Annotated in this window: 22 protein-coding genes; 10 read left to right on the top strand and 12 right to left on the bottom strand. The window is 33.2% G+C overall.

Annotation, left to right across the window (positions count from 1 at the left end):
• Window positions 1-86 precede the first annotated feature (86 nt).
• The 3 genes from ASE40_RS01845 to ASE40_RS01835 all read right to left on the bottom strand — a co-directional run bounded on the left by ASE40_RS01845 (window position 87) and on the right by ASE40_RS01835 (window position 4,737).
• Window positions 87-425 carry a T9SS type A sorting domain-containing protein gene (locus ASE40_RS01845; protein ID WP_057115107.1) on the bottom strand — a complete coding sequence of 113 codons (339 nt, stop codon included), beginning with the start codon at window positions 423-425 and terminating at the stop codon, window positions 87-89.
• A gap of 203 nt (window positions 426-628) precedes the next feature.
• Window positions 629-1,756 (bottom strand): hypothetical protein, encoded by a 1,128-nt coding sequence (locus ASE40_RS01840; RefSeq protein ID WP_057115106.1) that lies wholly within the window; start codon window positions 1,754-1,756, stop codon window positions 629-631.
• Window positions 1,757-1,962: 206 nt separating this feature from the next.
• Window positions 1,963-4,737, bottom strand: a complete 2,775-nt coding sequence (locus ASE40_RS01835; RefSeq protein ID WP_057115105.1) for a TonB-dependent receptor — start codon at window positions 4,735-4,737, stop codon at window positions 1,963-1,965.
• A gap of 233 nt (window positions 4,738-4,970) precedes the next feature.
• Here ASE40_RS01835 and ASE40_RS01830 point away from each other — a divergent pair, with 233 nt between their 5' ends.
• From ASE40_RS01830 to ASE40_RS01820, 3 genes are all read left to right on the top strand, one after another.
• Window positions 4,971-5,654, top strand: coding sequence for a response regulator transcription factor (locus tag ASE40_RS01830; protein WP_057115104.1), 684 nt, complete (start codon window positions 4,971-4,973; stop codon window positions 5,652-5,654).
• Between the two features lie 228 nt (window positions 5,655-5,882).
• On the top strand, window positions 5,883-6,968 hold the full coding sequence (locus ASE40_RS01825; RefSeq protein WP_057115103.1) for a sensor histidine kinase: 1,086 nt from the start codon (window positions 5,883-5,885) through the stop codon (window positions 6,966-6,968).
• A 163-nt stretch (window positions 6,969-7,131) separates the two neighbouring features.
• Window positions 7,132-8,442 (top strand): porin, encoded by a 1,311-nt coding sequence (locus ASE40_RS01820; RefSeq protein WP_057115102.1) that lies wholly within the window; start codon window positions 7,132-7,134, stop codon window positions 8,440-8,442.
• Between the two features lie 123 nt (window positions 8,443-8,565).
• Here the strand turns inward: ASE40_RS01820 and ASE40_RS01815 are convergent, their stop codons facing one another.
• The 5 genes from ASE40_RS01815 to ASE40_RS01790 form a co-directional block, all read right to left on the bottom strand.
• Window positions 8,566-9,645 (bottom strand): glycosyltransferase, encoded by a 1,080-nt coding sequence (locus ASE40_RS01815; RefSeq protein WP_057115101.1) that lies wholly within the window; start codon window positions 9,643-9,645, stop codon window positions 8,566-8,568.
• A gap of 233 nt (window positions 9,646-9,878) precedes the next feature.
• The gene (locus ASE40_RS01810) at window positions 9,879-10,433 is read right to left on the bottom strand and encodes a hypothetical protein (protein WP_057115100.1); all 555 of its coding nucleotides are present in this window, start codon (window positions 10,431-10,433) and stop codon (window positions 9,879-9,881) included.
• 63 nt (window positions 10,434-10,496) lie between these two features.
• On the bottom strand, window positions 10,497-13,931 hold the full coding sequence (locus ASE40_RS01805) for a hypothetical protein (RefSeq protein ID WP_057115099.1): 3,435 nt from the start codon (window positions 13,929-13,931) through the stop codon (window positions 10,497-10,499).
• A 418-nt stretch (window positions 13,932-14,349) separates the two neighbouring features.
• Window positions 14,350-15,609 carry an aspartate kinase gene (locus ASE40_RS01795; RefSeq protein ID WP_057115097.1) on the bottom strand — a complete coding sequence of 420 codons (1,260 nt, stop codon included), beginning with the start codon at window positions 15,607-15,609 and terminating at the stop codon, window positions 14,350-14,352.
• Between the two features lie 200 nt (window positions 15,610-15,809).
• Window positions 15,810-16,298 (bottom strand): GNAT family N-acetyltransferase, encoded by a 489-nt coding sequence (locus ASE40_RS01790; protein ID WP_057115096.1) that lies wholly within the window; start codon window positions 16,296-16,298, stop codon window positions 15,810-15,812.
• Window positions 16,299-16,561: 263 nt separating this feature from the next.
• Between ASE40_RS01790 and fbp the strand changes: the two genes are divergently transcribed.
• Window positions 16,562-17,566, top strand: a complete 1,005-nt coding sequence (gene fbp, locus ASE40_RS01785; protein WP_057115095.1) for a class 1 fructose-bisphosphatase — start codon at window positions 16,562-16,564, stop codon at window positions 17,564-17,566.
• Between the two features lie 225 nt (window positions 17,567-17,791).
• Here the strand turns inward: fbp and ASE40_RS01780 are convergent, their stop codons facing one another.
• Window positions 17,792-18,223 carry a TerB family tellurite resistance protein gene (locus ASE40_RS01780; RefSeq protein WP_057115094.1) on the bottom strand — a complete coding sequence of 144 codons (432 nt, stop codon included), beginning with the start codon at window positions 18,221-18,223 and terminating at the stop codon, window positions 17,792-17,794.
• A 169-nt stretch (window positions 18,224-18,392) separates the two neighbouring features.
• Between ASE40_RS01780 and ASE40_RS01775 the strand changes: the two genes are divergently transcribed.
• From ASE40_RS01775 to ASE40_RS01755, 5 genes are all read left to right on the top strand, one after another.
• The gene (locus ASE40_RS01775; RefSeq protein ID WP_057115093.1) at window positions 18,393-18,986 is read left to right on the top strand and encodes a HupE/UreJ family protein; all 594 of its coding nucleotides are present in this window, start codon (window positions 18,393-18,395) and stop codon (window positions 18,984-18,986) included.
• A 5-nt stretch (window positions 18,987-18,991) separates the two neighbouring features.
• Entirely contained in the window at window positions 18,992-19,423 is a 432-nt protein-coding gene (locus ASE40_RS01770) for a deoxycytidylate deaminase (protein WP_008465062.1), read from the top strand.
• On the top strand, window positions 19,423-21,000 hold the full coding sequence (locus ASE40_RS01765) for a S41 family peptidase (RefSeq protein WP_057115092.1): 1,578 nt from the start codon (window positions 19,423-19,425) through the stop codon (window positions 20,998-21,000). Before ASE40_RS01770 ends, ASE40_RS01765 begins: the two co-directional genes overlap by 1 nt.
• A 17-nt stretch (window positions 21,001-21,017) precedes the next feature.
• Window positions 21,018-21,383, top strand: coding sequence for a nuclear transport factor 2 family protein (locus tag ASE40_RS01760; RefSeq protein ID WP_057115091.1), 366 nt, complete (start codon window positions 21,018-21,020; stop codon window positions 21,381-21,383).
• 76 nt (window positions 21,384-21,459) lie between these two features.
• On the top strand, window positions 21,460-21,777 hold the full coding sequence (locus ASE40_RS01755) for a hypothetical protein (protein WP_057115090.1): 318 nt from the start codon (window positions 21,460-21,462) through the stop codon (window positions 21,775-21,777).
• Between the two features lie 101 nt (window positions 21,778-21,878).
• On the opposite strand, the gene ASE40_RS01750 is transcribed toward ASE40_RS01755, so the two are convergent.
• The 3 genes from ASE40_RS01750 to ASE40_RS01740 form a co-directional block, all read right to left on the bottom strand.
• Complete coding sequence (locus ASE40_RS01750; RefSeq protein WP_057115957.1) at window positions 21,879-22,484, bottom strand: FAD-dependent oxidoreductase; 606 nt, start codon at window positions 22,482-22,484, stop codon at window positions 21,879-21,881.
• Window position 22,485: 1 nt separating this feature from the next.
• On the bottom strand, window positions 22,486-22,689 hold the full coding sequence (locus ASE40_RS01745; RefSeq protein WP_057115089.1) for a hypothetical protein: 204 nt from the start codon (window positions 22,687-22,689) through the stop codon (window positions 22,486-22,488).
• 107 nt (window positions 22,690-22,796) lie between these two features.
• Window positions 22,797-23,375: a MarC family protein gene (locus tag ASE40_RS01740; protein WP_057115088.1), complete on the bottom strand. Its 579-nt coding sequence runs from the start codon at window positions 23,373-23,375 to the stop codon at window positions 22,797-22,799.
• Window positions 23,376-23,745: 370 nt separating this feature from the next.
• Between ASE40_RS01740 and ASE40_RS01735 the strand changes: the two genes are divergently transcribed.
• Window positions 23,746-24,315: a DUF3109 family protein gene (locus tag ASE40_RS01735; RefSeq protein WP_057115087.1), complete on the top strand. Its 570-nt coding sequence runs from the start codon at window positions 23,746-23,748 to the stop codon at window positions 24,313-24,315.
• Window positions 24,316-24,336: the final 21 nt, after the last annotated feature.

The following is a 24,336-nucleotide window of genomic DNA, read 5'->3' as shown; positions in this document are numbered from 1 at the left end:
TTTAGTCGCAGTCACAGTTTTCAGTTGCAGTTTGTAAACTGAGAACTGTGACTGCGACTGAAAAATAAAAAAGCTCCAATGGAGCTTTATCTTATAATTAGTTTTCGGGTTGCAGATGCGTTTTGTTCGCTTATCTTAATGATATAAACCCCTGAAGGTAATTCAGCAACATTTAATTCTCTAGAGGTTAAATGTGCTTGCAGTACTTTTTTCCCTAAAATATCAAACACAATAATTTCTTTCTCTAGATCGTTTTTAGAAGATATGTAAACTTTACCATTAGTAACAGGGTTAGGGTACAAGCTTAATCCCTCAATAGAAGTCGATTCTTGAGTTTTTGGTAATTGCTTGCTGTCTTGCGCCGAGACGCTCACAGTAAAGAAAAATGCCAATAAGAAAGTAATATAAAAGTAGTTTTTTGCCATCGCGTATATTTGGATATTGTAAATATACAAAAAAAATTACAAAAAGTGCGCCAAAAAAAAACATCCTAAATATTTAGGATGTTTTTAACATTATGTGTTCGAAGTTATTAAGAATGTTATTTTTGATAATAACTTGATTTAGCAAAAAAAGCTGTCTGAAATATTTCGGACAGCTTTTTTGTTTTTTATGATCTAAATTTGGATTATTTAGTCCAGTTAGCCCAAGTTGGTAAGTCAGCACCAGCACCAGCACCAATTGCACCAGTAGTTGTTCCAGACAATTTAGGACCAGTTACATCAGTGATCTGAGCTCCAAAAGTGTAGTTTGTGATAGTAAAGTTACCAGCAGCAATATTTGCAGTTGCACCAGCATCTGTAGATAATTTAGCAAGAGCAGCAGGCATATCGTTAGCAACATATAAGTTTGTGTAAGCTTGTTTTCCACCACCTTCTTTGTAGTTGATTGCTTTTTCGTCAGCTGTAAAAGTAGCACCACCTTTAATGATAGAGATGTTAGTTATTTTAGCGTTAGTCATTGGAACAGCCCCACTTGGATCTTTAGCGTTAGTAGATCCTTCAACTCCTGCTTTACTTACACCTTTAATGTAAACGTTTGTAGCAGTACCTTGCCATCCGTCAGCAAAATCTAAAGAATCATCATAAGAGTTTATGATTGTTAAGTTAGTAGCATTTACTGCTCCACCGAAAAATTCGATTCCGTCATCACCACTTTCGAAAGTGTAGATGTCAGACACTATAGTTCCAGAACCTACTCCGAAGAAAGAAACTCCATTGTATTCTTTTTCAGAAGTGTATTTAGAACCTGTGTAAGAAATTTTCAAGAAGTTAATATTTCCAGAAGAATCTGAATTGTCATTTCCTCCGTAGCTTAAACCACCTACTTCAGAAGTACCATTGTCTCCAGTGTTTACTTTACCATTACCAGCGATAATTAATCCACCCCAGTCACTTTGAGCAGGAGTTGCTTTTCCAGATGTCATAATAACTGGTTTCGCAGCTGTACCATTGATGTTAATTTTAGCGTTTCTTTCTACAGCAATATATAAAGAAGTTGCTTCTGCAGTAGGAGAACTTTTAATTACTGTCCCAGCAGGAATTACTAAAGTAGCTCCACCTTTAACAACTAAACCTCCAGTTAAAGTATAAGTTTGAGTAGGATCTAAAGTTACAGTACCGTCTTTAATCTCTCCTTTTAAATCGTCAACTTTTAAAACAAAAGAACTGTTGTTTGTGTCTTTGTTATCATCAGAACTACAGCTTGTTAAAGCAAGTCCTAATATTGCAGCCATTGCAAATAAACTTTTTTTCATTTTTGTTGTGTTTTATTGTTTTATTTATTTAAGGCAAAGTAAATGAACATATGTTTTTGCTGAGTTAAGACGATATTAACAATCTATTAAGTATGATGGGGTAAAACCGTACCGTCTTAATATAAAATTTACATTGCGATTTTGGATAAAAAAAAGGTGATTAGTATTGTCTAATCACCTTTTATAATTTATTGAAAATATCTCTCTTAGAAAGTGTAGTTTAAAGTAAGTCTTAGATCTGAACCAGCTTTGTATGAAGTCACTATAATATCACCAATAGCTTCTTTTCCTGGTACTTTCCCTTGCTCTTGTACACGCTCGAAAGTTGGGTTTAAAATGTTGTTGTAAATAAGACCTAATTTTAAGCTTTTAGTCAAACTTGTGTTCAAGATAAAATCTAATTTATTCACAGCTTTGTCAACCATGTTTCCAACTCTTGAAGTTCCAATTACAGCAAGTTTATCTGAGAAATAAGAGTAAGATACTGTTGCTGAAATATCCTTACTTTCTGTAAATTGATTTAAGAATGAAATGTTAGCATTTGCTAAGAAGTTAGAAGCTCCGGTTAATTTACTTTCAGTAAATGTAAAGTTTGCTCCAAAATCATTTTCATTGTTTACTTTATCATTGCTTAGATCTTGGTTTGTGTATAAGTATGATCCGTTTGCATCAAAAGAAAGTTTTGTTTTTAAGTTATCATTTTTTTCAATTTCAAAAATGTCTTTTCTAAATTCTACTTCAACCCCTGCTACTGTTCCTTTATCTCCTGTATTTGCATATGAAATGTCATTTGAAGACGAATTCAAGAACATTTCGTTGATTGGATTTTGAATGATTTTTCCAAATGCAGTTACGGAGATTAACTCACCTGCTTTCGGGAAAAATTCCCATCCTAAATCGAAATTATAATTTGTTGAAGCATATAAATTAGGGTTTCCTTCGTATGCTTGTGCTACATCTTCGTAAATAATTGGCACTTTTTCTTTAAACTGAGGAAGCGTATATGTTTTACTAGCAGAAAACTTTAAGTTTTGCTTGTCTGTTAATGTATACTTTGAAATTAAACTTGGTAAGATATTAAATTTAGAGTCATTTGAACTGTCTCCGCCTGGAACTGTTGTTGTGATATAGTAAACATTCTGAGTCAGTTGCTCTAATCTTGCACCTAATATCACACTCAATCTTTCAGTTAAAGAATATTGAACATTCAAGAATGCAGCATTGATATCTAAGTTTCCATTATATTCTTGGTGGATTCTATTTGAGTAAGATGAACCCCAGTGTGCAGGATCTAAATAGTTGTCTACGTGGTGAATATCTTCTTTAGGAAAAGAAATTGTGCTTCGGTCTGGGAAGAACGAATATTGTTCCATGTCGTAATCTACATCCTTAAATTTTCCTGAATAACCAACAGTTACCTTTCCCTTATAAGTATCATCACTGCCTTTTTTGAAGTTATAAGTAAGCGCAACATTTGCAGCGATTTCATTTTCCTTTAGATCTTGAAAAAATCGGTGATTATTGATGTTCGAATTAGTAAAGAAAGTATAGTCTATCGCATTTGGAGCATATACAAAAGAGTTTTGCATACGATCTGGAATTGCACTGTTAGAGATACTGTATCCTACTCCCCAATTTAAATTCCACTGATCGTTGAATTTGTTTTTTCCTGTTAATTGGTTTACAATTAATTGAGTTCTTTCAAAAGTTCCACGTTTAATAAAACCAGTAATTTGTTGAGTAGCATCTCCGCCACCGTCAAAATTTTGATTTGTTCCTTCGTACTCACTGTAATCCTGATCACTTGAATTTAAGAATAAAGAAGTAAAGAAGATCGAGTTTTTATTATTGATTTTATAATCAGCTGTACCCATAACAGTTGTTGTAGTGTTATGTTTGTAAGCCGTTCTAACAAAGTCAGAAAAGATATCTCCGTCAGAAGTAATTCCTCCTCTGCTGTAACCTTCAGTATATTTGTTTTTTGCACTGAAAGATCCTGTGACAAATGTACCAATTGAACTTTCGTCATTGATATTAAATTTCTTTCCTCCAGATAATGTGTAAAAAGCATTTAATACATTTTTGTTCTCTTGTCTATCCCAGCTTGTTGTATAACTATAAGGAAGTAAAGGAGCATCAGGAATACCTACTTTTTTAAATCCAGTGTAAGACGGTCCGTCTTGCAGGTAAAAATGATCTTGTCCTAAAACATTTGTGTTTGCTCCAGTACCGATAGAAAAAGTAATAAAAGGGCTTCCGCTGAATTTTTTAGCGTTGATGTCAATATTAGCTCCTCCAAAATCGGCATAGTTTTGAGCTTCAAAAGTTTTGCTGATTCCAATATTATCTACAATGTTTGTAGAGAAAATTTCTAAAAGAATGTTTTTGTTTGCGGGATTGTTTGATGGTAACGGAAGACCATTTAAAGTAGTTACATTGTAACGGTCACCTAAACCTCTAACAAAGACATTTCCTGAGTCATCTTGTTTAGAAACTCCACTAACTTTTGCAACTGCATTAGCCACATCATTAACTCCTTTTCTAGCTATTTCCTCAGCACCAATTGCAGCTTTAAAAGAAACTGCGTTTTTTTGATCTAATAATAATGCCGATTCTTTTTGTTTGTTTACTGTTGCAGATTTTACAACTACATCCTTAAGTGTATAACTTCCAGAAGAAAGAGTTTGATTGATAACTACAGTTTCATTTGCTTTTACAGCAACTGGAGTTTCTACAGATTCATATCCTAAAAAACTAAAAATAAGAGTATAATTTCCTGGATTTACGCTCAACGAATATTTTCCGTCTACGTCAGTGTTTACGCTAATATTTGTACCTTTAACTAAAACATTAGCAAATGGTAAAACTTCATTGTTCATTTCTTTGTCGGTTAGAACTCCAGAAATTGTACCTTTGTTTTGCGCGATCGAAATCGTACAGATAAATAATGCAATAAAGAGAAATCTTAAATTGAATTTCATTTCAGTGTTGTGTTTAATTTATTTTTGTGCAAAGAAATAACTGCGCCGTGAAGTCCATGTTACGAACTTGTTATGTTTTTGTGTGCTAAAGATTATCAAATTGTTACCAGATTAAATTACCGTTAACACCAATTTTTAAAGGTTCTTTTGTTAGTATATTTACCCTGTGAAATAAAAAACATCGGATAAATAATTAAAAAGATTTGATGTAAAAATCTCAATTTTTGCTATTTATGAAAAAAACACAAACTAAGATTTTATTAGTTGACGACGAACCGGATATCTTAGAAATCGTTGGCTATAACCTTGCTCAAGAAGGCTACCAGATTGTTACAGCTTCTAACGGAAAAGAAGCTATAGCAAAGGCTCAGAAAGAATTGCCAGAATTAATTATTATGGATGTGATGATGGCAGAAATGGACGGAATGGAAGCGTGCGAGCATATTAGAAAAATTCCTGAATTAAATAATGTTATCATAACATTCCTTACAGCAAGAAGTGAAGATTATTCTCAAGTAGCTGGTTTTGACGCTGGTGCTGATGACTATATTACCAAACCTATTAAACCAAAATTATTGGTATCGAAAGTAAAGGCTTTGTTAAGAAGGTTAAAAGAACAAGAAGTGGTTTCAGATACTTTAAATGTAGGCGGAATCGAGATTAACCGTGAAGAATATAAAATCATAAAAGGCAGTGTAGAAATTGCTCTGCCAAGAAAAGAATTCGAATTATTTTATTTATTAGCTTCAAAACCTGGAAAAGTTTTTAAAAGAGATGAAATTCTGGATAAAGTTTGGGGTAACGAAGTTGTAGTTGGAGGAAGAACAATTGATGTTCACATCAGAAAACTGCGCGAGAAAATAGGCGAAGACCTTTTTAAAACTATAAAAGGAGTTGGTTATAAATTTGAAGTATAAACAGTCAATAAAAATTTGAACCATATAAGTGATATAATTTCATTTAAATTATAGAACGTACTTTTGGTTATACTATACTAAGTTCATCTTTGTCAAAGTTCAAACTTTGATAAGATGAACTTTTTAAATTCTTATTTTTATGGTAAGAATTATGAGCTTTGAATTTAAATGAACTTATATCACTTACATGGTAAAATATAATAATCTCTTAATGGTTAAATATTATCAATGAAAATTAATTTTAAAAAAACATACAAATTTGCTATAAAATCGGCATTGTATATTAGTCTCTTCTCGACTGGATTTGTGCTGATTCTAATGTCTTTATTTTATAAAAACCAACTGAAACATCAAGTAGCTTTTGGGATAATTTTCATTATTGCGATTTACATATTCTCGTTCTTGGTTATACAATATCGCGTAGAACGTTTCATTTATAGAAGAGTAAAGAAAATTTACGATGAGGTTTCGTTATTAGAATCAACAACTCTTATCAATCAGCCAATTAATACTGATATGGAAACGCTTTCGCGGGAAGTGAAAAAGTTTGCAACCGATAAAAAACTCGAAATCGAAATGCTCGAAATTCGAGAACAGTACCGAAGAGAGTTTTTAGGAAACGTTTCGCACGAACTTAAAACGCCTTTGTTTACCGTACAAGGTTATGTTTCAACTTTACTTGATGGCGCAATGGATGACAAACACATTCGCAAAAAATATTTAAAACGTGCCGAAAAAGGTGTAGAGCGTTTGATATATATAGTTGAAGATTTGGATATGATCACCAAATTAGAATCGGGCGATTTAGATCTAAATATGACCGATTTTGATATCGTTGAGCTCATTCAAAATGTTTTTGATTTATTGGAAATGAAAGCCGATAAAAAGAAAATCAAATTGGCATTTGAAAGTAAAAATGTGCAGTCAGTTATCATTCGCGGAGATCAGGACAGAATTCAGCAGGTTTTAGAAAACCTAATTGTGAACTCCATTAAATACGGAAAAGAAGGCGGTTTAACAGAAGTCGGAGTTGTAAACTTAACCAAGAAAAAAGTCTTGATTCGTATTAGCGATAACGGAGAAGGAGTTGAAAAACAAAATATCCCAAGACTTTTTGAACGTTTTTACCGAGTTGATAAAAGCGGAACCCGTTCTGAAGGAGGTTCTGGTTTAGGATTAGCGATTGTAAAACATATTATTGAAGCGCATAAAGAGAAGGTTTATGTAGAAAGTGAGTTCGGAATTGGTTCAGAATTCTCTTTTACGCTCGAAAAAGCATTTAAAAATCAAAAAACAGACGTTAAAAAATCGTAACGTCATTTTTGCTGAAAGCCCTAAAATGAAGGTGTTTAACAATAAATCAACATTTCATTTTAGGCCATAACATTAAATTTTTATTATAGTAACATCTGGTTAATGATTTCTTAACATAGGTGCTCCATCTTTGCATCCTGAAATTAAGGGAATTACAGAACTAATGATAAAAAGAAAAATAGCAGCCATTTTATTGCTGATAACTTGTGCCGCTAATGCGCAGGAAACAAACAAACAAGAACTAAATAAACAGGATGTAAAAAACGAAGTAATGCGTATTTTAGATTCTATCAACAAAGCAAAACTTCCGGAGACTAAATCTGGAGGAGGAGTTGAAGAACATTGGTATGACAGAATCTCTTTAAGAGGTTATGCGCAAATCAGGTACAACGGACTTTTTTCTACAAACGACAAAGTTTCTTGCGATCAATGCGATAAATCCTGGGGAACAACTTCTACAGCTCCAGATGCAAAAGCAAATAATGGACTTTTTATCCGCCGTGCGCGTTTAGTGTTTTCGGGTCAGGTTCATCCAAATGTATTTTTCTATTTCCAACCCGATTTTGCGAGTTCGCCAAGTACAGGAATTCAAAATTTTGTACAAATTCGTGACCTTTATTTTGATCTTTCTTTTGATAAGAAAAAAGAGTACCGAGTTCGTGTTGGGCAGAGTAAAATTCCATATGGATTTGAAAACATGCAGTCAAGTTCACAGCGTTTGACTTTAGACCGTGCCGATGCTATAAATAGTTCAATAGCAAATGAGCGTGATTTAGGGATATTTTTTTACTGGGCACCAGCCGAAATTAGAGAGCGTTTTGCGATGCTGGTTAGAGATGGCTATAAAGGTTCGGGTGATTTTGGTGTATTTGCTTTTGGAGTTTACAATGGGCAGATTGCAAATAAACTGGACGGAAATAGAGATCTAAATGTGGTTGCAAGAGTAACGTATCCATTTGTAATTGGAAGTCAGATTATCGAACCAGGAATTCAGGCTTACACAGGGAAATGGGCTTTTACGGGAGAAATATCATCTGGAGTTATAGTAAACGATCCGCAGTATGTAAAAGACCAAAGGGTAGGAGCAACATTTGTTTTATATCCAAAACCATTCGGAATCCAGACAGAATATAACATCGGAACAGGACCTCGATACAATCCACAAACCAATACAGTTGATGAAACAGATTTGAATGGAGGATACGTTTTATTAAACTACAAATGGGACATCAAAAAACAACATGTTTATCCTTTCGCCAAATTTCAATATTATGACGGAGGAAAAAAATACGAGAAAGATGCCAGAAGTTATGTGGTTAGAGATTATGAATTAGGTGTCGAGTGGCAGCCAATTAAAGCTTTCGAATTAACAGCATCTTATGTAATTGCAGACAGAACTTTTGAAGACAGTGCACTCCCAATAAACAGACAGAAAGGAAACGTTCTAAGATTACAAGTGCAGTTTAATTTCTAAAGAATAAAAATAAATCCCTGTTAATTAGTGATTTTGCGAATAAAAATCCGTTTAATCTGTGTTCTAATTTTGACGCAGATTAAACGGATTCTCTATAGAAAAGACATGGATAAATACGGATTTTTAGTGAGAATTATTCTCAAAAACAGTAAATAAGGAATCCCAGTCGATATTGTTTTCAAATTGGGACAATCCTTTAAAGGACTTTACTTTTGATAAATCTTCAATAGTAAAGTCGTCCTGCATGGCATACGGTACTAAATTTTCCTCTTGAAGTTTTATCGCCAGATATTCTTGTTCATATTGACCAGGAGTTGGAATAAAAAAAGCTTTTTTACCCAATTTGGCTAAATCCATTACAGTAGTATAACCTGAGCGGCATAATACAAACTCACTTTCGTTAAAAGTTTGTTCAAGCTGTTTTGAGTTCATGAAATTATAATACGTTATATTTCCTGCCTGCCATTTTTCCTGTGACTTTTGAATAATTCCCTGTACAAAAACTACTTTACCAGGATATTTAGCTGCTTCTTTCTGCAGCTTTTCATCTAAGTAAGTACGCTGCGGCTCAGGTCCCGATAATATAATCATTAGATCATATATTTTAGGAGTATCCTTTTTCTTCATGCGGCTCAGCGGTCCAATATATTTTAAATTGAGTTCGTTGCTTTTAAGATGACCTAAATCTCCAGTAAGATTTACTTCATCATTTGTGTCAGGAACCCAGCATTCAGTATATTTTTTAATAAAATGCTGATGACATTTACTCGTAAACCAAGTAGTATTTCCAGTCATCACATTCAATTGATGCGTCATAAAAACAGAAGGCACTTTTTTGCTGAAAACCCCTAATCTGTTATCTGAGATTATACCATCAATACCGTATTTTTTGATCCAGCTATTGACCATTTTTTTCTCATCTAAAATAGCAGTAATCATTTTAGGAAGATTTTTGATCAGCTTCCATTTAAAGTTTTTACCATTCTTTGCATATTCAATATGATAAGAAGGCAGTTCTAAAGTTTGTATATAAGGAAACTCTTTTCGCAGCAAAGCCAAAGCAACACCATCTGAAGCGATAATGGGAATATAATTATTCTCCTGAAGCGCTTTAATGATGGGAATGCATCGAGTTGAATGGCCAAGTCCCCAATTTAATGGAGCTACTAAAATAGTTTTATTCGCAGAATAATCAATGCTCATTTTTAACACTTTTTAAAAACGAAGATAAAGAAATATGTTTTCTATGCTATTTCAAGGGTATTACTAAATTATTAACTCAATATTTTTTTTAAGGTTCTAAGATGCTGAGGTACTAAGGTTCTGAGTATTTTTTTTATGAAAAAAAAGCCGAACAATAGTTCGGCTTCAATAGTGTTTCTTAGATTCTCAGAACCTTAGCGCCTCAGCACCTTAGTCTCTCAGAACCTTTTAAACTAATCCTGAATATAAGTTTTATTACCATTTTTGTTAATGTAGTATTTACCGCCTCTTGGTCCAGTATATACTTTTTTACCATTGTATTCACCGGTAACTTTATCTGGAACAGCTGGAGCTTTTTCGTTAGTCTCCTTTAAAGTTTTAGCAGCTGATTTTTTTGCGGTAGATGCATCTTTTTTTGCAGCGTCAGCTTTTGCGGTTGTTTTTTTAGCATCGGCTGTAGCTTTGTCTGCTGTTTTTTTAGCTTTGTCAGATTCAGTTGTTGCTTTTTTTGCATCGCTTTTAGCTTTAGCGGCTTCCTTATCTGCAGTTTTTTTTGCTTTATCAGCAGTTTCTTTTTTTGCTTTTGCCGAAGCTTCTTTCGCATCGTCTGCTGCTTTTTTAGACTTTGAAGCTTCTTTTTTTGCATCAGATGAAGCTTTATCTGCAGTTGATTTTGCTTTTTTTGCTGAAGCTTCTGTTTTACTTTTCGCAGTTTTTGCAGTTGTTTCCTGAGCGTAGAAATTAGAGGAGAAAACAACTAAAAAACAGATTAATACTAATTTTTTCATAAGGTTATATGTTTAAATTCAAACTAAAATTAAACAATTTTTTGTCATCTTTTTCGCAGGTCACTAAAAATATGCACGAAGCTGAACATTTCCTGTATGAATCGTATTTCCTGTTTCGCTTTTACGGCCCTGATAATTTAAATTAACATCTAAGAAAGACGTAATATTCTTTTGCAGAAGAAGTTTCCAAACTAAATTTGATCCAGCCTGCAGTCCTTCAAGCATTTGAAAACCGACAGATGAAAATTCATTTCCGTTAAATTCATTTTCATAAAAAGAAAATTCACCATTTACGGTTACTTTCTTTTCTCCGGCATAAGAAAAAGAAGTTCCGATTCTGTTTTGTTTTAAAGTTTCAAGATTGCCAATTTGATTCTTCTTGTTTTGCAGCTCATAAAAGAAATCTAATTTGGTGTTTTTAGAAAACAAATAACTAATTTTTGGGGAGAGCTGCCAGCCATTAATGTCGTAATTCTTCTCAGTAAAATCTTCAGAAACCAAATCAGTTTTTATGGTTTTGCCAAAAAGATTAAACAGCCAGCTTTTTTGATACAAATGAGTGTATTGAAGCTGATGCGAATAATTGCGGACATTTTGCGAACCTATAGAAAGCAAACTTTTGCCTTTATTTACAAGATAAGAATACGTAACAGAATGTTTTTGCCGGCCTCGATTGTAGAACAAACTGTTTCTAAAACTCGAATTCAATCCTAAAATATTTTCTTCAGAGGAATCAAAGGGATTAAGTTCCAGCTTTTCGCCTTCGCTTTTTACTTTTCGATCCATTATAAAAGAAGTCTGATTGTAGAAATAAGATAATATTTTTTTATAACCTTTCTCATTCTGCCATTGCAGCGGATTCAATGTCAAAGACTGCGAGAACTTATTTTGGTTCGTTTTAATATAAATCTGGTTCGGTAAAAAGATTCGAACATATTTTGCCTGATCTTGAAAAACTGCAACTTCAAATTCCTGTAATTCCTGAATTCCGTTTCCGTTATAATCATTCCAAGTATAAACTCCCTGTCCAGTTGGAACTTCAACATACGTAAATTCCTGTTGTGCAATAGTTCCAGAACTTGTTTCGTAAGCTGTTCCAATCTGCATCAATTGATTGAAAAAACGATCATTATATAAAACTCTGGAATTTAATGAAGGTTCATTTTTTCTCGTATTATCTGTAAAATCTAAATTTCGATAACTTGCATAAACCGCTAAATCAGTTTTTTTGTTTTGAATCAATTTCGACTTTAAATAATAAGTCTGCGAATTATTAACGTGCTGCAATAGTCCGTTTTGTAAACTATCATTTCTCCTTTGTAAAAAGCCTATTTCGACAAAAACTTTAGTACTGTCGCCTCTTCCCGTAAAAACGCCATATTCTGAGAATCTTTGGCTTAAAGCCGAAAACTGATTGGTAATTTTATCTTTTTCCTGATTGTCTTCTAATTGCATACTGCCTCCAATCCAGTTTTTACCAAAATGATATTTGGTTCGGGTTTGGTTTCGAATGAATTTTGAGGTTGAAGCAGTTGCATCAGAATTTAAAAAACTCCCATTGTTTTCGATCGTCCAGTTTTTTATTTTAAAGAGAGCAGTTGTTGTATGTCTGGAGCCGGTATAACTTTCGCTGAAATCTAATTTCTCAAACTGATAATTTATTAATCCTATATTAGAAGTTTCCTTTTTAGAATATAAATCAAAATTTAAACCTGTAACCAGCAGACTTTGATTGCCCAAAAGTGTTCCCGTTAAGTTCCAGTCGCGGTTAAATTCAATATTATATAAACGCTCAACCGATTTGAAATTTTGCTGCACATATTGATAATTTCCAAAAACATCTAAATTCCAGCTTCTAGAAAAAAGACGTTTTTTAATATTTGTTTTAAAAGCAACGCCTTCATTATTGCCATCATCAATTTTAGAAAATAAATTTTGATCGTTATTGCTCACAGCCAATTCAAAATCGACTAAAGTTTTCTCGTCCGGATTATATTTCCCCAAGAAAGTGGCGACTTGAAGTTTAATTGGTGCTACAAGCTGTACAATTGGCTCATAATTTCCTTGCAGAACTCCATTAACAGGCGCAGCATATTGATAAATACGTTCAACAGAATTATTATTTTGAATGATATAATTTCCAGCATTTGCACCAACAAGACTAAATCTTACATTGTACAGAACATTGGCTGGATTATTAGAATATTCATAAACTTCCACTGAATTTACCAATGTTTTTTTATACAGGATTTTGTTGTCGGCATAACTATCTTCGTAGGCAGAAGGCGCTTTCATTAAATTGATGTTATCTCCAGCTTCACTCAAAATCTGGACTTGTTCTGTAGAAAGATTTTGCTGCAAAGGCTGATTTTTCATGTCATTTTCAGAATAGACATAACCGCCAAAACTCCAGTTTTTATTTTCGTGTGTGGCGCCGGCGTACGTCACAAGTCGATTGTAATTTCTTTCAGAATATTGGTATTCTACATTAATCCTCATTTCTGAAGTTATGGTGAAAAGCGAAGTAAAAACAATTTCTCCAGCATTATAATCAATTACATAATCGTTGTTTTCGCCGCGTTTTAACAAAACACCGTTTACGTAAACACGTTCGGAACCAGAAATAACCAAAACATATAACTCACCGTTTTGACCTTTTAGTTTATACGGACCTTGATTTCCTTCCTGTCCTATAAAAGTACTTTTAGCATATTGCCCTTTTACAAAAGCAACAGATGCAAAAACATTCGTTTTACTTTTTTCGGTATCAAAATCAAAGCTGGCAGAAATTCCCTGAACCTTTTTATTGAAACTTAAAAATTGTGTTTTGCGATTCTCTAAGAAAACATCGCCTGCGCGAATGTTCCAATCATCACTGAAAAGTTCCATGAAAATATTATCGAACTGATCCAGCTTTTGCGAATAACCGCCATCCTGCAGGGGAATATTATTGTCTTGAAGAGAAGCTCTCAAGCTGACTTTATCTGAAATTTTACCCGTAATCTGTAAATCTAAATTGGAATTTAAAACCGTGCTCTGATTATTCCCAACTGTAATGCCTCGCGTAATGCTTCCAGAAGTGTTCAAACCATCAAAAGGCGTTACTTTTTTAGCATTTGCATTATTATCAATTCGGTACAATTTTTCGGTTCCAACGTCGCTGCTTACAATCTGATCCGATTTGTAAAGACTGTATTCTTTGGTTAAGAAATCTGGATATTTTAGATAATTGACAATTAAAGTGTCAGAAGCAGATTGGAATTTTTCATTTAAAAGTAAGAAGCCTTTTTGAAAATCAATTTTGTAGAAAGTCGAATCAATCGGTTCGTTTTTGGTATTTAAAAGCTCGAAGAAACTCGAATTAATACTCACTTTTTCCAGCCGAATGGTGTCTTTTGAGGTTACTATTTTTTTGGTTTTGTACAGCGATTCAGTTTCCTGAGCCTGAAGCGCAGAAAACCAGATGAAAACCGTCAAAAACAGTAATTTTTTCAACATAATACTTTAACTCTGAAAAGTCAAAAGTAGTATTTATAATTGGGAAAAATAGAAACAGAAATTTTGAGTTTTTAAAATGATGAAGTGCTTTGTTTTTCTTCATTTTTTTCGTTTCTCAATAGTTTCTTATAAGTTATAAAAACTGCAATAAATGTTAAGAAAGGACCAATTGAATTTCTGAAATCTGAAAATGAAATGTCATTTACATTTTCTTTTTTTAATATAGGACTTAAGTCTATACCAATGAATATGATAATGAAAACAAGTAAAAGGACTATTGTGAATTTTTTGGTTATCATATGATGAGATAAATTACTTTATACTTTGTGATAAAACTACTAAATATAATTAAAAAAAAGGCTTCATCAATTAAGATGAAACCTTTTATAATGAATTGAAATAATTAACGCTTAGAAAATTAATTTAGTTCTTTAGTCACAATCTGCATCGTTTCGCGGCTGACTTGTTTTAATAAAACTTCTTTGTTGGCCTCAACAGTATGAGCAGCGTCTTCATTAAAGTGACGGATAGTGTAAAGTGTTACATTTTCATTGAAATCAACTTTGAATTTTTTCGAAAGAATCGCATTCAAATCGTTGAAATTTCCAAATTTATCTTCCACACAAACAGAGAAACTAATCGCCGAATTCTGAATCAAGTTCACTTTGATTTTAAATTCATGGAATAATCCAAAGATCTCACTGATATTTTCTTCCATTATAAAAGAAAAATCAATTGATGAAAGCGAAATTAAAAGCTGTTCTCTTTTTACAATAAAACATGGATATTGTGGTTCCAAATCAACTCCTTTAGAAACACAAGTTCCTTTTAATAACGGATTGATAAAAGATTTAACGTATAACGGAATTTCTTTTTTCTGTAATGGCTGTAATGTTTTTGGGTGAATTACCGTTGCACCATAAAATGCTAATTCGATAGCTTCACGATATGAAATTTGGTTTAATAAACTCGCATTTTCAAAATAACGAGGGTCGGCATTCATAACTCCAGGAACATCTTTCCAAATTGTAACACTTTCAGCATTTAAGCAGTAAGCAAAAATTCCCGCAGTATAATCAGAACCTTCACGGCCTAAAGTTGTAGTGAAATTATTTTCGTCTGCACCCAAAAATCCCTGAGTAATATTTAATGTTTTTCTAGGAACATTTTTGCTGATAAGCTGTTGTGTAGTTTCCCAATCTACTTCTGCATCTCTATAATTTGCATTTGTTTTGATGAAATTACGAACGTCAAGCCATTGCGTCTGAATTCCCATGAAATTCATGAAATGACTTAAGATATTAGTCGAAATTAATTCACCAAAACTTACTACTTGATCGTAAACAAAGTTATAGTTTGGAGATTTATTATGCGATAAAAAATATTCCAATTCAGCAAACTGCGCATTTACGGCAGCAAAAACCTCATGTTTTTCGTCTTCAAATAAATCTAATAATATTTGATTGTGATATTTTTTTATTTCTTGTACAGAAGAACTTAATTCTGCCGATTTTTCAAAATAATTTTTGATAACAACTTCAAGAGCATTTGTAGTTTTACCCATCGCCGAAACTACCAAAATCACATCTTCATATCCCACTTTTTGTAAAACGTCGTATACGTTTTTAATTCCATCTGCATCTTTTACCGATGCTCCACCAAATTTAAATACTCTCATTTTTAATTAATAGATTTTAGATTTTAGATTTCAGATTCAAATCGAAACCTAGTATTTTTTAATTTTTTTGCCCGAATTATTTCAATTAAAAGGATTTAAATCTTTGTTAGTTCGCCACGAATTTCACAAATTGACACGAATTAATTAGTGAAAATTAGTGAAATTCGTGGCAAAAACCTTTTAAACTGTGCAAACTGCTTTTATAATTTTTCTAAGAACGAATTAACTCCAGCTTCATCCATTTGAACCACTTGCCAGTCTTCTAGAATTTTTGCGCCAGAATTCTTGTAAAAATTAACTGCAGGTGTGTTCCAGGCTAAAACATTCCATTCTACTCTTCTCACTCCATCTCTTTTACCTTGCTTCATGATTTCGGCATACAGAGCAGAACCTAAACCAGTACCGCGCATTTTCTCTTTTACAATTAAATCTTCAAGGTGTATTGTTTTTCCCTTCCAGGTAGAGTAGCGGTAATAGTATAAAGCGATTCCAACAATTTCTTTTTGTTTTTCGTCGTTTTCGATCTCTGCAACAAAAACATGAAATAATGGTTTTTCCCCAAAACCATCACGCACTAAATCCTCTTCTGTAATAACAACCGCTTCGGGTTCTTTTTCGAATATTGCCAGCTCCTGAATTAGCCCCAACACCGATTTCATATCTTCAGGATTTCCTTTTCTAATATTCATAATTGGTAAACGTTATTTTTTTGTCCTTTATAGTATTGCTTTTTCCTAATGCAGCATTTGTTTTCACCAAGACATGCAAGAGGCAATTTCATGTATTCGTATTTTTATCTACATATTATCAAAGAAAACAGAGCTTTGATTGTTGCTTTATGTAAAATATTAGCAAATATACAATAGTAGCAAACTAACAAAATAATTTTTAAATCATTCTCACAAAATAAGCGATATTTGTGACTTAAAATTAAAACTATAACGATTTAGCAATGGAAGAACGCAATAAAACACTGGGAGAGTTTATTATTGAGAACCAAAAAGCATTTCAGTATTCGTCGGGAGAGCTCTCGCGAATTATCAACTCTATTCGATTGGCAGCAAAAGTGGTCAATCATAAAGTAAACCAAGCGGGTTTAGTGGATATTATCGGCGCTGTAGGCGAGCAGAATATTCAGGGCGAAGACCAGCAAAAATTAGATGTCTATGCAAACGAAGTATTTATCCAGACGTTAATAAACCGTGAGATTGTCTGTGGTATTGCTTCTGAAGAAAACGACGATTTTATTACAGTTCAGGGGAGCGACAACTGTCATAATAATAAGTACGTGATCTTAATGGATCCGCTTGACGGATCTTCAAACATTGATGTTAATGTTTCTGTGGGAACTATTTTTTCTGTTTTCAGAAGAATTACTCCAATAGGGACTCCGGTAACTAGCGAGGATTTTTTACAACCGGGAATCAATCAAGTTGCAGCAGGCTACGTAATTTATGGAACTTCGACAATGCTGGTTTACACAACAGGTTATGGAGTAAATGGGTTTACGTTAAATCCAGCGATTGGAACATTTTATCTTTCGCATCCGAATATGAAGTTTCCGAAAGACGGACATATCTATTCGGTCAACGAAGGTAATTATGTTCATTTTCCGCAGGGAGTAAAAAATTACATTAAATACTGCCAGCGCGAAGAAGGGGACAGACCTTATACTTCTAGATATATAGGAAGTCTGGTTGCCGATTTTCATCGAAATATGATCAAAGGCGGAGTATATATTTATCCGACAAGTTCAAAAGCGCCAAAAGGAAAATTACGTTTATTATATGAATGTAATCCAATGGCATTTCTTGCAGAACAAGCTGGAGGAAAAGCCACAGATGGTTTTGGAAGAATTATGGAAATCCAGCCGACAGAACTACACCAAAGAGTTCCATTTTTCTGCGGAAGTTATAATATGGTAGAAAAAGCTGAGGAATTTATGGCAGCTGAATAAAGTATTCAGTTTTCAGTCTCAGTTTTTAGAGACTATTTAACTCTAGCTTACATTTCAATCCCGACAGGTTTTAAAAACCTGTCGGGATTCTTTTGCGGAAAAATTAAGATTCAGTTTAAAACAGAAAACCCGAAAGATTTTAAATCTCTCGGGTTTTTTATTTTATTTCAATTTAGGCATCAGTAAAAAACTGAATACTGTGACTGTAAACTGAATACTAAAAAATTACTTGTTCATATTTTCCATTTCGAAAAGGAAAGTATCTAAGTCTACTTTTTTGTCAACTAATGAAAGAGCTTTAGCAACAATGTAGTTTACGTTTCCTGGAGTAAATCCTAATGCTAATCCCATACGAGTTAACATAACTTCTTGCTGGTCTCCTAAATGATGATCTACGTGAACCATTCTTGCTAAATCATATAAACGCTCCAAACGTTGAGTATATAAATAAGGTGGGTTTATTGGATGTTTCCACGGATCTTTAAGGATTTCTGTATATTCTTCTGCTGAAATTTCTAATCTTGAAGCTAATTTGTCCAAAAAGTCTTTTTCTTCTGGACTTACATGTCCGTCAGCGAAAGCTACACGCACAATTGCAGAGAAATGACCTCTGTTTCTTTGTTTGAATTCGTTATCAAATAATTCTGAAAATGGCATAATTAAATCGGTTTTTATGCAACAAATATAATCCTATTTTTAAATTATTGTTTTTAAATTTCTCATAAAATTTAACTTATTTTTATTGAAGGAATTAAGTGCTTAGATCTTTAATTTTGAAAATTAATCGTAAGTTTACAACCCCTAATTATTTAATTATAGAATATCTATGTCACAATTTTGGATTTATTTTCAAATAGGATTAAAACACGTTTTGGATATTAATGCCTACGATCACGTTCTTTTTTTAATCGCCTTAACCGTTCCGTATTTATTTAAGGACTGGAAAAGAATTTTTCTCTTAGTTTCCTTGTTTACAATTGGACACACATTAGCTTTAATTCTTTCCGTTTACGGCATAATAGCGATAAAAGTAAATATTGTAGAATTTCTTATTCCAATAACAATTTTAGTAACCGCTCTGTATCATTTGTTTACAGCAGGAAAGACTTCTAAAAATGATGGCGTGAATCTGGTATTTTTCATAACTTTATTCTTTGGAATTATTCATGGTTTAGGTTTCTCTAATTATTTCAAAACAATATTAGGAGGATCTGCAACATCAAAATTGTTACCTTTGGGAGAGTTTGCTCTAGGAATCGAAGCTGCACAATTGGTAGTTGTTTTTGTTGTGCTGGTAATTTCATATATAGTGCAGACTGTTTTCCGTTTTTCAAAACGCGACTGGGCACTAGTAATGTCGGCTTTTATTATTGGAGTTGTTATTCCGATGATTATTGAAAGTCCGATTTGGAACAGATAATATAAATGGAAGTAAAAAAACTGAATAAATACGATAAAGCTTATCTGCGAATTGCAAAAGAGTGGAGTCTGCTTTCGTATTGTAAACGAAAACAAGTTGGTGCCATTATAGTAAAAGACAGAATGATTATTTCTGATGGTTACAATGGTACGCCATCTGGATTTGAAAATTGCTGTGAAGATGAAAATGGTCTGACTCGCTGGGACGTTTTACACGCAGAAGCAAATGCAATTCTAAAAGTAGCAAGATCGACACAATCTTGCGAAGGTGCAACCTTATACATTACACTTTCACCTTGCAAAGAATGCAGTAAATTAATCCATCAATCGGGAATAAAAAGAGTGGTGTACAAAGACGGATATCGTGACGATTCTGGAATTCAATTTTTAATAAAGGCAGGTGTTGAAGTAGAACATATTCCTGTTTTAGAAGAGTAATGAAATTTAACTCAAAATATTTACCAATAGTAATAGGAGCGACTTTTGCTCTTGGAACAATTGCGGGCAGCCTTATGAATGCTCCTGCAAGCGACCAGCTTTTGGCTAAAAATTACTCTAAAACTAAGCTTAACAAATTAATTGATTTTATCAATACAGAATATGTTGATAGTGTCAATACAGATTCGATTGTAAATCTTACAGTCGATAATATTCTTTCTAAATTAGATCCGCATTCTGTTTATATTCCGCCAAGCGAACAAGCAGAAGTTGCTGAAAGTATGAAGGGTGACTTCGTGGGAATTGGAATTAATTTTTATATGTATAAAGATTCTGTTGCGATTATAAAACCAATCGAAAACGGACCTTCAGCGAAAGCGGGACTAAAATCTGGAGACCGAATTTTATTTGCTGGGAAAACCAAATTATACGGTAGAAAATTACCTTCAGACAGCTTATTCTCAAAATTAAAAGGTTTGCAAGGTTCGGAAATTGAATTAACAGTTTTTAGAAAATCAGAACAAAAGAAATTAAAGTTTAAAGTAAAACGAGATATTATTCCAATTAAAAGCGTTGATGCTTCTTTGATGATTGGAAATAATGTTGGATACATCAAAATCAATCGTTTTGCCGAAACCACTTTTAATGAATTTAAAACTGGTTTAACAAGACTCAAACAAAAAGGAATTCAATCACTTGTAATTGATCTTCGTGACAATGGAGGCGGTTACATGGAAGAAGCAATAGCAATCGCAGATGAATTTCTAAAAGACAAACAGCTGATTGTTTTTACGAAAAGTAAAAATGGTACGACTGAAAAAACGTATGCAACAAAAGCAGGTAGTTTTGAAACTGGAAAAGTATATGTTTTAATTAATGAAAACAGTGCTTCTGCCAGCGAAATTTTAGCTGGAGCAATCCAAGATAATGACCGAGGTACAATTGTAGGCCGACGTTCATTCGGAAAAGGTCTAGTACAGCGCGAAATGGATTTTAACGACGGATCGGCTGTAAGGTTGACTGTTGCGCGTTATTATACTCCAACGGGAAGATCAATTCAGAAACCCTATAAAAAAGGAAACGAAGAATATTTCAAAGAATCAGAATCTAGAATTGCTACGGGAGAATTATACGCAAAAGACAGTATAAAAGTTGCTGATTCTTTAAAATTCAAAACGCCAAAAGGCAAAATCGTTTACGGCGGCGGCGGAATTGTTCCCGATGTTTTTGTTCCGATGGAAGCTGAGCATGGAAATGAAAATGTTGGTTATCTATTGCAAACTGGAATTGTAGGCCATTTTGTTTTTGAAGAATTAGATAAAAATAGAGATGCTTTTGCAGGACTTAGTTTTGCTGCGTTTTTAAACAAAATGAAAACCTCTGATGTGTATTTCAAAAAATTCAAAAACTATATCCTTATGACAGGTTTGGATTTAAAATTAGATAAAACCAAATCGCTTGTAAACCGATATATCACTGCCGAATTTGCGAGACAGTTGTATGGAGAATTGTATTATTATGATGTGATCTTGAAAGAGGATGCGATGATTAAAACAATTCTGAATCCTAAGAAGTAACTTCAATTTTTTATACGATGAAAATAGAAACCGTTATTAATGCAGAAATAGAACTTCTAACTGCTATTAAAAATTCGGATGTTTCTGCATTGGAGACAATCCTGCACGATGATTTATTATTCAATCTTCCAGATGGACAAACGATCACTAAAGAATTTGATTTGAATTCCTATCGTTCTGGAAAAATGAAAATAGATTTTCTAGAAGCTTCAGATCAAATTATAAATATAATAGACGATTCTGCTGTCGTTGCAGTTACTATTTCATTAAAAGGAAGTTTTGATAATAATCCAATAAATGGTGTTCTTAAGTACATCAGAGTTTGGAAACAGTTTGAAAGTAATTTAAAAGTCATTGCAGGAAGCTGTATCCAGCTGGCATAAATTTTGAAAAGAAATTTAATAATAACATAAAACAAAGCTTCGTAAACTTGACTTACTTTGTGACTAAAACTCAAATATGAAAAATTTAAAAAAAATAAGTTTCCTTGTACTTCTAATGGCTTTTGTAATCTCTTGTACAACTATGAAAAATGATACAAATGGTGCGGTTTCAGGAAAAGTAGAATCTATAGAATCTGGAAAAGACGGTTACACAGCAAAAATTACTACTGACAAAAAAGAAGTATATTTTGCAACAATCAGTATCGTAAACGTGGGCGGACCGCAAAACTATAAGCAAGTAAAAATTGGCGACGTAGTTTCTGTAAAGGGAGAAAAATGGAAAACCGATGATGAAAATCACATTAAAGTCACAGAAATCGTTTCGGTTAAATAAAAAGATAAACCATATAAGTTATATAAGTTCATTTAATATAGATGCGTAAAGCATTATATTTACTTATATAACTTATGTGGTTTATAATTTTGTAAATGTTTTTATCGAATACTATCGTGCGCATGAGTCTGCACGCCGTTATTCCATAAAGTTAGAATATCAGTTGCAACAGCAGCACCGCTTCCGGCAGCAATTGCCAATTGGCTTCTCCAGCCGGCTAAAGTTCCAATCACATAAATGCCGTCGGCAACTTTATGGTCGTCGTTTTTAAGCTGAATGCGCTGTTTTTCTGGAAGTGCTTTTTTATGGGGTTCAACATATTGCATTAAACCTTCAATATCAAAAGTATTAGCAGAACCAATTCCGACAACTATATTTTTTGTTTTATAAGAATTTTTGTTGGTAACTACAGTAAATTCAGGATAACTGCCTTCAAGTCGAATTACTTTCTCATTCGGAATTTGAGTAATATGCGGATAAGTTATCGCCAAATCCTGTGTGCTTTCAATCAGCAATTCAGAGCCTAATTTGCCTGGTGAAATACCATAAGCATTGTAAAAGATTGCCTCTTGTAAAGAAGAATTTTTCTGATGAGTAAAAATCCCGATTTTTTTGTCAGTAACAAAAGTTTTGTTTTTTGCGGATCCTAAGACAAGAGCACAAGACATACCTGATACTCCACCGCCAATAATTAAAACGTCAAACATGTTATCTGTTTTCATTCATTTTTTCCTCAATTCTTTTTGAAATCCTAAAGATCAAAAGAATAAGAACAGCGCAAAATGAAGCTGCGATTCCAATAAAAGCTACAATACTGTCTCCTTGAAAAGGATTTTTAAAGTCTAGCAGCGTAATATTAAAAACAATTAGAGCTAATGCTAAAAGCACTAAGATTGAAGTGAAAATTTTCATATGATTGTCTTTGTTTGTCTAAAATAATAAAAGTAGAACTTAAAGTGAAAATGAACTCCAAGTTGTATTTTAGAATATTTTACGGGGTAAATTTATAAAAATAAAATTTAGACAAACAAACCTTTAACATTAGCAGCGAATAATTTAACAGCAATTGCTAAAAGTATCACGCCAAACGTCTTACGAACTACTCCAAGTCCGTTTTCTCCTAACAAAGTTTCAATCTTTTTAGACGATTTTAGAACAACATAAACCAAGATTATATTCAATAAAATCGCAATGATAATATTAATAGTGTGAAATTGAGATCGAAGAGATAATAAAGTCGTCATAGTTCCTGCACCGGCAATTAGAGGAAAGGCTAGGGGAACAATAGAAGCAGAACCGGGTTCTTCGTCACGATAAATTCTAATTCCTAAAATCATTTCTAATGCCAGAAAGAATAAAACAAAAGAACCTGCCACGGCAAATGAATGCACGTCGATACCTATAAGGTTCAATAAGCCTTCTCCAACAAAAAGAAAAACAATCATAATAGCACCAGCTACAATAGAAGCTTTTTCAGATTCGATGTGTCCCACTTTTGCGCGTAGATTGACAATAATCGGAATTGAACCAACAATATCAATTACGGCAAAAAGCACCATACTAACTGTAATGATTTCTTTGAAGTCTATATCTAACATATCGCTTTGATTTTAAGGGATTAAAAACTGCTGCAAAAGTAGATAATAAAGTTAGGTGTTTTTTCAATACGATTCACTTTTGTTATAAAAACACGTTTTAGTTGTTAAAAAAGTGATATTTATAACAAATGATTCTTTTTACACAGAGATTCGCAAAGATTTTCCACAGAGTTACACAAAGATTTTAAAGTTAGATCTTGAAACCTTGTGAGCTTAAAAAGTTCTGCTCCATAAAACTTTGTGTAACTCTGTGGAAACCTTTGCTTCCTCTGCGTTAAATTTTCCTTCCAACCTGTAGAAAAATTTGAAAGTATTTTATCTGCTTTCTTTGACTATCTTTGCACTTTATAAATTAGAGTATTTTAATATCATGTTTCAGTTAGGTAAAACTATTATTTCAGAAGATATTCTGGAGAAAGAATTTGTGTGCAACTTGTCTGCTTGTAAAGGGGCTTGTTGTGTTGATGGAGATGCGGGCGCGCCTTTAAATGAGGCTGAAACGAAAATCTTAGAAGAAATCTATCCAAAAGTAAAACCCTTTTTACGAAAAGAAGGAATTGCAGCAATCGAAGCACAAGGAACTTGGGTAACCGGAACCGATGGTGATCTTGAAACACCGCTTATTGATAATAAAGATTGTGCTTATGTGATTTTTGATGGAAAAACTGCGCTTTGCGGCATCGAGCAGGCTTACAACCAAGGAATCGTAGATTGGAAAAAACCAGTTTCTTGTCATTTATATCCAATTCGTGTCAAAGACTTCACAGAATTTGCTGCGGTGAATTATGACAAATGGGATATTTGCGATGATGCTTGTTCGTTAGGAAAAGAATTGGAAGTTCCAGTTTATAAATTTGTCAAAGAAGCGTTGATAAGACGTTTTGGAGAAGACTGGTATTTGGAGCTTGAAAAAGTTGCTGAAGAACATAAAAATTCTTAAAAAATCGGCTATTCTTATATA

Origin of the sequence: Flavobacterium sp. Root935, from assembly GCF_001429295.1 — a bacterium.
Classification (GTDB): Bacteria; Bacteroidota; Bacteroidia; order Flavobacteriales; family Flavobacteriaceae; genus Flavobacterium.
The sequence above is the reverse complement of the archived record's forward strand: the minus strand, read 5'-3'. Positions and strand labels throughout refer to the sequence as shown.

Coding starts and splice junctions, on each gene's coding strand:
- ASE40_RS01845 (WP_057115107.1), bottom strand. CDS start 425: ATGGCAAAAAACTACTTTTATATTACTTTCTTATTGGCATTTTTCTTT.
- ASE40_RS01840 (WP_057115106.1), bottom strand. CDS start 1,756: ATGAAAAAAAGTTTATTTGCAATGGCTGCAATATTAGGACTTGCTTTA.
- ASE40_RS01835 (WP_057115105.1), bottom strand. CDS start 4,737: ATGAAATTCAATTTAAGATTTCTCTTTATTGCATTATTTATCTGTACG.
- ASE40_RS01830 (WP_057115104.1), top strand. CDS start 4,971: ATGAAAAAAACACAAACTAAGATTTTATTAGTTGACGACGAACCGGAT.
- ASE40_RS01825 (WP_057115103.1), top strand. CDS start 5,883: ATGAAAATTAATTTTAAAAAAACATACAAATTTGCTATAAAATCGGCA.
- ASE40_RS01820 (WP_057115102.1), top strand. CDS start 7,132: ATGATAAAAAGAAAAATAGCAGCCATTTTATTGCTGATAACTTGTGCC.
- ASE40_RS01815 (WP_057115101.1), bottom strand. CDS start 9,645: ATGAGCATTGATTATTCTGCGAATAAAACTATTTTAGTAGCTCCATTA.
- ASE40_RS01810 (WP_057115100.1), bottom strand. CDS start 10,433: ATGAAAAAATTAGTATTAATCTGTTTTTTAGTTGTTTTCTCCTCTAAT.
- ASE40_RS01805 (WP_057115099.1), bottom strand. CDS start 13,931: ATGTTGAAAAAATTACTGTTTTTGACGGTTTTCATCTGGTTTTCTGCG.
- ASE40_RS01795 (WP_057115097.1), bottom strand. CDS start 15,609: ATGAGAGTATTTAAATTTGGTGGAGCATCGGTAAAAGATGCAGATGGA.
- ASE40_RS01790 (WP_057115096.1), bottom strand. CDS start 16,298: ATGAATATTAGAAAAGGAAATCCTGAAGATATGAAATCGGTGTTGGGG.
- fbp (WP_057115095.1), top strand. CDS start 16,562: ATGGAAGAACGCAATAAAACACTGGGAGAGTTTATTATTGAGAACCAA.
- ASE40_RS01780 (WP_057115094.1), bottom strand. CDS start 18,223: ATGCCATTTTCAGAATTATTTGATAACGAATTCAAACAAAGAAACAGA.
- ASE40_RS01775 (WP_057115093.1), top strand. CDS start 18,393: ATGTCACAATTTTGGATTTATTTTCAAATAGGATTAAAACACGTTTTG.
- ASE40_RS01770 (WP_008465062.1), top strand. CDS start 18,992: ATGGAAGTAAAAAAACTGAATAAATACGATAAAGCTTATCTGCGAATT.
- ASE40_RS01765 (WP_057115092.1), top strand. CDS start 19,423: ATGAAATTTAACTCAAAATATTTACCAATAGTAATAGGAGCGACTTTT.
- ASE40_RS01760 (WP_057115091.1), top strand. CDS start 21,018: ATGAAAATAGAAACCGTTATTAATGCAGAAATAGAACTTCTAACTGCT.
- ASE40_RS01755 (WP_057115090.1), top strand. CDS start 21,460: ATGAAAAATTTAAAAAAAATAAGTTTCCTTGTACTTCTAATGGCTTTT.
- ASE40_RS01750 (WP_057115957.1), bottom strand. CDS start 22,484: ATGTTTGACGTTTTAATTATTGGCGGTGGAGTATCAGGTATGTCTTGT.
- ASE40_RS01745 (WP_057115089.1), bottom strand. CDS start 22,689: ATGAAAATTTTCACTTCAATCTTAGTGCTTTTAGCATTAGCTCTAATT.
- ASE40_RS01740 (WP_057115088.1), bottom strand. CDS start 23,375: ATGTTAGATATAGACTTCAAAGAAATCATTACAGTTAGTATGGTGCTT.
- ASE40_RS01735 (WP_057115087.1), top strand. CDS start 23,746: ATGTTTCAGTTAGGTAAAACTATTATTTCAGAAGATATTCTGGAGAAA.